At 47.9% G+C, this 7,469-nt stretch carries 10 protein-coding genes; 1 reads left to right on the forward strand and 9 read right to left on the reverse strand.

Annotated features, from left to right (window positions below; translation table 11 throughout):
- Nucleotides 1–3 precede the first annotated feature (3 nt).
- The 8 genes from UXZ23_RS07980 to UXZ23_RS08015 form a co-directional block, all read right to left on the reverse strand.
- Nucleotides 4–711, reverse strand: coding sequence for a DUF1461 domain-containing protein (locus tag UXZ23_RS07980; protein ID WP_320820074.1), 708 nt, complete (start codon nucleotides 709–711; stop codon nucleotides 4–6).
- A complete protein-coding gene (locus UXZ23_RS07985) occupies nucleotides 708–1,577 on the reverse strand; it encodes an alpha/beta fold hydrolase (RefSeq protein WP_320820075.1) in 870 nt (289 codons plus the stop codon). The genes UXZ23_RS07980 and UXZ23_RS07985 overlap by 4 nt, the downstream gene beginning before the upstream one ends.
- Nucleotides 1,574–2,359: an alpha/beta hydrolase gene (locus UXZ23_RS07990; protein WP_320820076.1), complete on the reverse strand. Its 786-nt coding sequence runs from the start codon at nucleotides 2,357–2,359 to the stop codon at nucleotides 1,574–1,576. Before UXZ23_RS07990 ends, UXZ23_RS07985 begins: the two co-directional genes overlap by 4 nt.
- Nucleotides 2,360–2,494: 135 nt before the next feature.
- Nucleotides 2,495–2,959, reverse strand: coding sequence for a phosphohistidine phosphatase SixA (gene sixA / locus UXZ23_RS07995; protein ID WP_320820077.1), 465 nt, complete (start codon nucleotides 2,957–2,959; stop codon nucleotides 2,495–2,497).
- A 3-nt stretch (nucleotides 2,960–2,962) separates the two neighbouring features.
- A complete protein-coding gene (locus tag UXZ23_RS08000) occupies nucleotides 2,963–3,238 on the reverse strand; it encodes a DUF4389 domain-containing protein (RefSeq protein WP_320820078.1) in 276 nt (91 codons plus the stop codon).
- A gap of 12 nt (nucleotides 3,239–3,250) precedes the next feature.
- A complete protein-coding gene (locus UXZ23_RS08005) occupies nucleotides 3,251–4,276 on the reverse strand; it encodes an NAD(P)H-dependent glycerol-3-phosphate dehydrogenase (protein ID WP_320820079.1) in 1,026 nt (341 codons plus the stop codon).
- A gap of 62 nt (nucleotides 4,277–4,338) precedes the next feature.
- The gene (locus UXZ23_RS08010) at nucleotides 4,339–4,833 is read right to left on the reverse strand and encodes an STAS domain-containing protein (protein WP_320820080.1); all 495 of its coding nucleotides are present in this window, start codon (nucleotides 4,831–4,833) and stop codon (nucleotides 4,339–4,341) included.
- Nucleotides 4,830–6,002: a SpoIIE family protein phosphatase gene (locus UXZ23_RS08015; protein WP_320820081.1), complete on the reverse strand. Its 1,173-nt coding sequence runs from the start codon at nucleotides 6,000–6,002 to the stop codon at nucleotides 4,830–4,832. Before UXZ23_RS08015 ends, UXZ23_RS08010 begins: the two co-directional genes overlap by 4 nt.
- A gap of 179 nt (nucleotides 6,003–6,181) precedes the next feature.
- On the opposite strand from UXZ23_RS08015, the gene UXZ23_RS08020 reads away from it, so the two are divergent.
- Nucleotides 6,182–6,484, forward strand: a complete 303-nt coding sequence (locus tag UXZ23_RS08020; RefSeq protein WP_225667253.1) for a PilZ domain-containing protein — start codon at nucleotides 6,182–6,184, stop codon at nucleotides 6,482–6,484.
- A 139-nt stretch (nucleotides 6,485–6,623) separates the two neighbouring features.
- Here the strand turns inward: UXZ23_RS08020 and nfuA are convergent, their stop codons facing one another.
- A complete protein-coding gene (gene nfuA / locus UXZ23_RS08025) occupies nucleotides 6,624–7,214 on the reverse strand; it encodes a Fe-S biogenesis protein NfuA (RefSeq protein ID WP_320820082.1) in 591 nt (196 codons plus the stop codon).
- Between the last annotated feature and the right edge of the window lie 255 nt (nucleotides 7,215–7,469).

A 7,469-nucleotide genomic window follows, 5' to 3' on the forward strand; every position in this document is an offset into this window, starting at 1 on the left:
TCGTTAGAATTTAAAACGACGTATCAGCAACAGCAACACCATCACGAAAATCAACAACCCCAACCCCACTAGGGTTGCGGCTATGCCGCCAAACAAGATGGGGGCCTTCATCATGGTGCTCATCAAAGATTCTTGATAATAGAAAAACCACTGATGATTGTCCGGAAAGATCCACACATGCAGCTGATAAAACACAGCGGTTGGCCCAGCAATCAAAACGACCGCGCCAACAACGCTCAACAAGCCAACAAAGATACCAAGCTGTACCTTCCAGCGCGGACGCACTTTATGGATGCGCAGGATAATTAAGCCAGCCAATAATATAAGCAGTGCTATCGCTCCAGCGAGATCAAGCTTATCGATGAGATTAGCAACATCTTGCAAATGTATGATTTCGCTGTCGTGTAATAAGTCCTTGGTTTTACCAAATTTATCCGTGAACTGAATGTCTGCCAGCCCTTTACCGCCAGCATGCACCGCATCTGAAATTTGATTAAACAAGTACACACGGTCTGCTTTGCTCAGGTCGCTTAGCCCATGAATATACTTATTTCGAGGTCCATAATGATCTATGTGCTCGCCGATGTCGTATACGTCATACCATATGTCGTAGCTGTAATGCAGACGCTCATGGACATGCCAACTGGCCATCAAACTAACAAGTAATAAACTCAAGAGCACCACAAACCAAAGAGGCTGTCGCCAGCTCACGCTGAAGCACCTTCAACTTCAAGCCAGAATGCAGAAATACACTTAGCAATCGCCGGAGCAGTAATTGCGTCGAGGTGAAAGTGATGATGCCCAGAGCATTCAACAAACCGGCAATCATCAATGACACCCAAGCGATCTTTAAACATAGCTTCCGGTATTAAACCGTCCGCGGCACGAATAGCCATAACAGGTGCTTTAATCGCAGCCAAAGTTGCTCTCACTTGCGACTCAGTTAAGCGCAGACGAGAAGCAAGGCGTAAACGTGGATCAGTAGACCACTCCAACTCACCCGGCTCACCACCAACTGCTGGCTGTAAATTGCGCTCAACCACAGGACCAATGCATTCGCCAGTCAACACGCTAGAGCCGCGTAAACGAGCACTCAGAGCTTGATCAAAATCCGCAAACTTTCGGGATGGACGCATTGACTGTTGCTGTGCGAGTACACCCTCGCGCAACTGAATTGCCAAGCGATCTTCAGGCGTTGTGAGCGGGCCGGCGGCATCTAGCATAACGACAGACTTCACTAGTTCAGGAAAAGCCGCACTAAGAAACATGGCAGTAGCACTACCCATTGAATGGCTTAACAAGTGGATTGGCTGGTCGAATTGCTGACATACCTGCCACAGAACATCGGTATAACCCCAGATAGAATAGTCAGCATCAGTACCCTTCCATGGTGATTTACCATGTCCAGGAAGATCTAGTGCAATGATTCGGTGATGTGAAAGCAAAGGGGCTAGAGCTGAAAAACTGGCGGCATTATCCAGCCAGCCATGCAATGCAACGACAGGAACCCCTGCATGTTGCGAATGCCAATCTAAGCCATGTAATCCCGACATCTGATCAGAAAACAACTGACTCATCCGAGCATCTCGCACAGTAGCTGATGAATTTGCTCAGCAGTATCTTCGGGATGTTCAAATGGAAACATATGACCTCCTGGCAACCAGCGTACCTTCATATTGAGTCGGCTTTGCATATGCGCGCCATTCACGCGTCGAAAGATATCACTGTCTCGTCCCCCAATAACAGCACCAGGAACCACTAGATCATGTATGGGTCGAAGCGTGTGTGGAATAGATCGCCAGATACGGGCCTCAATCTCTGGGTTAAAACGCAACCTGAGACCGCCTTCAAATGGCTCCGTACCGGCTTTCACGTAGTCAACAAGGCAACGTTCATCAAAACGTTTCATCAGCGTCTTGCCACGAAAATAATCCATTGCCTCATTGAAGCTGGCCCATTCCGTGCGGCGCTCCTCTGTTCGGCGAATAGGCATAAAGCGTTCTATCAATCCAAACCGCTTAGCAAACTGCAACCCCCTAGCCTGCACTGTGGTTAACAACGGCGAATCCAACATGACGAAGGCTTTAACCAAATCAGGGCGTTTAAACGCCACCATCATACTAAGAACACCGCCCAATGAATGGCCCACGGCAATCACTGGTTGTTGATAGTTTGTTTCAAAATAATGGATCAATTCACGCTCTAGATGAGGCCAATTATCCGTAACAGGGAATAAAGGATTATGCCCAAACTTGTCAGTGTGCCTAACATCGTAGTGCGGCGCTAAAAAGCCTGCAATCGTGTCGTAGCTACCACCGGGAAAGCCATTGGCATGGGATAGGTGAAGGATGTCTTTCATATATACTTATGAGTGATTACTGCAAAGCTACTGAGCCGTTAACCTAGCGTCTGAACCGATTAACGACAAGGTGTATTTATACCTAAAATCAGTTACTTAAAGTCATATTGTGAAGCAGAGCAAGAATTACTGGGCTTACTCTATACACCCAGGATCCCAGACCGCAACAACCCGCATACAGCCGGCAGCAAAGACATCACCCTCAAGCACCCAACACTCCCCTGTAGACCAAGGCTGGTCGACTACTTGACCATCAACCAGCAAAGACGCAACCCGACCAACCAAAGGGAGATGGGACACAATAATCACATCACCAGTGAGTTTGGTTAATGTATCAACCGTCAACTGCGCCAATGCATCAGGAGTCAGTAAATCTTGCAGCAAGGGCTCTGGTAATCCTAATTTATCGCAGATATGCATAGCGGTTTGCCGTGCTCGACGGTATGGACTCGACAAAACCTGAGCTGTCTTAAAGCTATGAGAATAAAGCCACTGTCCAGCTGCGCTAGCCTGATCATGCCCCTGCGGCTGAAGTGCACGCTCAGCATCCAAATCGCCACCAGGAACGGCGGCGCCGTGTCTTACGACAACTAAACGCATAACTTAATCCGCGTCAGGCCAATCTTGAAAAGGATAAGGCTTATCGTCGCTCGCACCTGACAAGTAATGAACGACCTGTGCTAAATACTTACCCAAGGAACTACCGAAATCTCGCAGCGCGTGATTTGGTTCACCACTAACGAGCTGAAACACCCACTGGGCAATCGTCAATAGCAGTAACACTAAATCCAGTACGCGATACACCACAAAGAAACCAACCAGATACAGCGTCTTTAACCAAAAGGCATCTGACGCCACGCTATTTTTCAATTCGCTCATGTTTTACTCTTTTCAAATTTCATGTTTAGGCAATGCAAACTCAACATCTGATGCGTAATCACCGGTCATTAAGCCTTGGGCAACATCCTTAGGCTGCGCGCCGTTAAACAAGATCTCGTAAGCGCCCATAACCAGAGGCATATAGATATCAAGTTCAATAGCTCGCGCTCGTACATACTTTAAAGTATTTACGCCCTCTGCAACCTCACCCAGCTCTTTTATCGCATCTTCGAGTGTCTTACCTTGACCTATCGCATATCCAACACGGTAATTACGGCTGAGCGGCGACATACAGGTCACTACAAGATCGCCTACACCAGCCAGACCTAAGAAGGTTAAAGGGTTAGCCCCAAGAGCCACCGCAAAACGACTCATTTCGGCTAGAGAGCGAGTAATAATCATACTCTTAGTATTTTCACCCATGCCGAGCGCTGCGACGAAACCGGACACAATGGCGTAAATATTCTTTAACGCACCACCCAACTCAACACCATAGAGGTCGTTTGACGCGTAAACTCGGAAGTAACTACAGCTAAGAGCATCCTGAACATTACGTCTCAATTCACTGTTTTCACTAGCAATTACTGTTGCAGCCAACTCTCTTTTGCCAATTTCTTTGGCGAGGTTGGGGCCGCTTAGCACGCCGACGGGGTTATGTGGGCAAATTTCCGCCAACACCTGACTCATCAGTAAAAAGCCATCATGCTCGATGCCTTTCGTTGTACTAATCAGAGCCTGCTCAGGTTTAAGCTCGGCTGCAAACGCAGTGACGACTTGGCGTACCGAATGACTCGGCACAGACACAAAAATAACATCGGCATCTTTCACCGCTGCGATTAAATCCGTGGTCGCTTTCAATTCAGGGTTGAGTGCAACTCCCGGCAGATAATCAGAATTGGTATGGCTTGTATTGATGGCATTGGCAACAACTTCGTTGCGCATCCATTGCACTGTTTGAATTTGATTGTCTGCCAAGATATTGGCCACAACCGTACCAAAGCTACCGCCGCCTATCACCGCTGCGCGCTGGATATCCACATAACCCCCTATGAAAAACGCCGAATCTATCGGCGATAAAAGAACTTCAACCTAACTCGGCATTAGCTATGACTGCGATCTGATTCTAATGAATCGACCAACTCTTTGAATGTGTTTTTGTTTTTCTCGTTTAGACTCATCAGTACGCGATGTGCCGCTATGACTTGCTCGCGCGCCTCATCTTCACAAACAGAATCTGCCACCCACTCCTGAAAACTTGCCTCGTCTTTAAAAGGCTCATCAACTATGTGAAAAACCTGATCAAAACCCATACTGAGCAATATCCGAGTAATGCCGGGATTTGGGCTGGAAATAGTCGGGACGATGCCAAAACGGTCACGGCATAATATAGAAATCTTAGCGATTTGCCCCAAAGTCGTACTGTCGACACCATCCGCAGCTGACAGATCAACGATGACATTGTCGAAATCAGGACGCGCAAGAATGTCATCCAAATAGCGCTCTAATGTGGAGCATAGATTCAGACGCACATCACCCAGTAAGCGGATAATGTGCATGCGTTGGTAAAAAGCGACTTGTACCCTACCTGATGTCATAACTTGCCTCGGCTTATACTCGCCATCGCAATATCATCGGGGACCTCTAGATCCTCGTTGAGACCGAGCAAGTTGCTCAGCTGCTCAAGACCGCCTTTACTTGCCGACGTGAGTCGCAACAAAGAAGCCTCCTTATCATTCAAGGACGATTCCTTCATGATTTCCAGTATTCCGTCAGAAAAGAGCAAAAGATTAAAGTTTTCCGGCAACACCATCTCATAGTCTAGATATTCTGCCTCGGGGAAAAGCCCAACAGGCATGCCCCGTCCTTCCAGATATCGACTGCCTTCATCCGTCACGAGAACCGGCATCGGAAAATGCCCGCCAACACTGTAACGCAAAGAGTTGGTTCGAGTGCACAGCACGCCGTAGAACATGGTTAAGTGCTTTTCTAACTCGGACGCCAGTAGTTCGCTATTAATGCGATCAAGCACCTGCGATGGATGCAACAAATCGCTACTAGAACCGCGATGGAAGTTACGACGCAAGCGATAGGTTAGATTTTTAAGCAGAACCGTGACGAAGGCCGATGACGCTCCGTGCCCTGATACATCGGCGATGTAAAATACGATGCGATCTTCATCAAGCTCGAAGTAATCAAGGAAATCACCGCTCAACAGTAATGACGGTATGATGCGATGTTCGCAATGCAAGCCAGCGAAATCGAGAGGATCCGGCAGCATGCGCAGCTGGGCTTGCCGCCCCGCAAGCTGATCGGCTCTAAGCTCTTCCAAGCCGAACCTCAACTCACGATTATTTTTTTCAAGATGATCGCGGTAGGCACTATTTTCAGCCTCTAACTGGCTGCGCTCCAATGCTTTACGCACCGAATGCTGCAATACCTCCAGATCCATGATGGGCTTAACAAGGTAGTCCTCCGCGCCTAAACGCAAGGCACGGACAACATCATCCATAACGCCTGCACCAGAGACGACAATCACTGGTAAATCAGGTTGTTTGGACTTGATTCGCTCTAACAACTCAATACCGTTCATTCCCGGCATTTTCAGATCACAGATTACCGCATCGACGGTTTGATGGCTCAACAGTTCCCATGCATCAGCGGCACTGGCCGCACTCAGCATGTCGTAGTCGCAATCGTCTAAGTACGCAAAAATACTATCGCGAACCGTTGAATCATCGTCAATGACCAGCACTTTTGCGGCCATTCGTGTCTCCCAACACCTACACAATGGGCGAACACTAACGCCATCTGCTCGGCCTTGCAATGCTTTAGCAACCTTTGTCGTAACTGCTACAAATGGCTGTGTTTTTGGCACGAAGGATGCTGCAATTTCGTAAGTATGATTTTACGTCGGTTTTTCGACATCCTATCAGGAGCTATTGCATGAGCTATAACGCCCGCCAATATCAAGAAAAACGTCATTTCATTCGCATGCAAATCGACGCACCTGCCAGTCTGCGCTTGAGCAATGGAGAAGAAATCGATCTAACCTGCTTAGATTTAAGTAGCTGCGGCGTGCAACTGCAGAGCGATAAGCCGCTTCCATTGGGTGCTTCAGCTGAACTCAGCCTAAGCAGTTGTGGTGGCCCTGTTGCTCCCCTGTCGGCAAAAATCAAACTTTGCAGACACGAGTCCATCTCTGATGGCGAATACCGCACAGGCGCAGTTATAGAAAGCTTCTTGTAGTGTTCGCAATTAGAGCCATTACCCAACTGTTACCGTAAGTATCATTGGGTAATGGCTTTGTAAGCTAATAATCAGCGCAAAAACAAAAAAACCGGCAATCGCCGGTTTTTACACGCTAGATTTTCACTAACAGAAAAGCTTATTTGAAATAAGCATTGTCCGCTTTCGTATGATCGGTGACATCACGTACCGCAGTGATCTCTGGGATCTTAGCAATCAAACTCGCCTCAACACCATCCTTGAGCGTCATATCGACCGCACTGCAGCCCTGACAACCACCGCCAAACTTCAAAACCGCAACACCATCTTCAGTAATCTCAACCAAGCTGACATCACCACCGTGAGCTGCCAAGCCTGGATTAATTTCGGTATACAACAAATAATTGATGCGTTCTTCGACTGGACTATCCGCGTTCACTTTCGGCATCTTGGCGTTTGGCGCCTTAATGGTTAGCTGACCACCCATGCGATCTTTAGCAAAATCAATCAACGACTCTTCCAAATAAGGAATGCTCATCGCTTCAACGTACACGAGCAGCTTAGCCATTTCTTGAATGACATCGTTGGCACTAACCTCTTCAGGTCGGCAATAGGCTAGGCAAGTTTCTGCGTAGCGAGTCCCCGGCTGGGTGATGAAAATACGAACAGCCATCCCCGGTACGCTCTGTTTGTCGAGCAGCGATGCCAAGTACTCTTCGGCATCCGGAGTAATGGTTACGTAAGTTGTCATGTGGTGCCCCTCTAAATAATGCCTGCATTGTACCTGATTCGACGCCTTCTACGAAATACCCTAGCAAAACAGTTGGGTAAGACAACCTGTTCTGGCTCTGCTACAATTCGACACCTTTTTTACGCCGTTTAAATATCGAAACGTTACCATGAGTCAGTTTAAGCCTATGTCAGCCAATGTCACTGAACTACGCCAAGCCCGAATCGCGCAATTGAAACGCAACATGCTGGAGCGCATCCATATTCTTGATGGCGG

The organism is Thalassolituus sp. (genome assembly GCF_034111725.1).
Taxonomy (GTDB): Bacteria; Pseudomonadota; Gammaproteobacteria; order Pseudomonadales; family Oceanobacteraceae; genus Thalassolituus.

What these genes read in the sequence shown, in the direction of transcription:
- UXZ23_RS07985 (WP_320820075.1), bottom strand. Translation starts at nt 1,577, where the DNA reads ATGAGTCAGTTGTTTTCTGATCAGATGTCGGGATTACATGGCTTAGAT.
- UXZ23_RS07990 (WP_320820076.1), bottom strand. Translation starts at nt 2,359, where the DNA reads ATGAAAGACATCCTTCACCTATCCCATGCCAATGGCTTTCCCGGTGGT.
- sixA (WP_320820077.1), bottom strand. Translation starts at nt 2,959, where the DNA reads ATGCGTTTAGTTGTCGTAAGACACGGCGCCGCCGTTCCTGGTGGCGAT.
- UXZ23_RS08000 (WP_320820078.1), bottom strand. Translation starts at nt 3,238, where the DNA reads ATGAGCGAATTGAAAAATAGCGTGGCGTCAGATGCCTTTTGGTTAAAG.
- UXZ23_RS08010 (WP_320820080.1), bottom strand. Translation starts at nt 4,833, where the DNA reads ATGACATCAGGTAGGGTACAAGTCGCTTTTTACCAACGCATGCACATT.
- UXZ23_RS08015 (WP_320820081.1), bottom strand. Translation starts at nt 6,002, where the DNA reads ATGGCCGCAAAAGTGCTGGTCATTGACGATGATTCAACGGTTCGCGAT.
- UXZ23_RS08020 (WP_225667253.1), top strand. Translation starts at nt 6,182, where the DNA reads ATGAGCTATAACGCCCGCCAATATCAAGAAAAACGTCATTTCATTCGC.
- nfuA (WP_320820082.1), bottom strand. Translation starts at nt 7,214, where the DNA reads ATGACAACTTACGTAACCATTACTCCGGATGCCGAAGAGTACTTGGCA.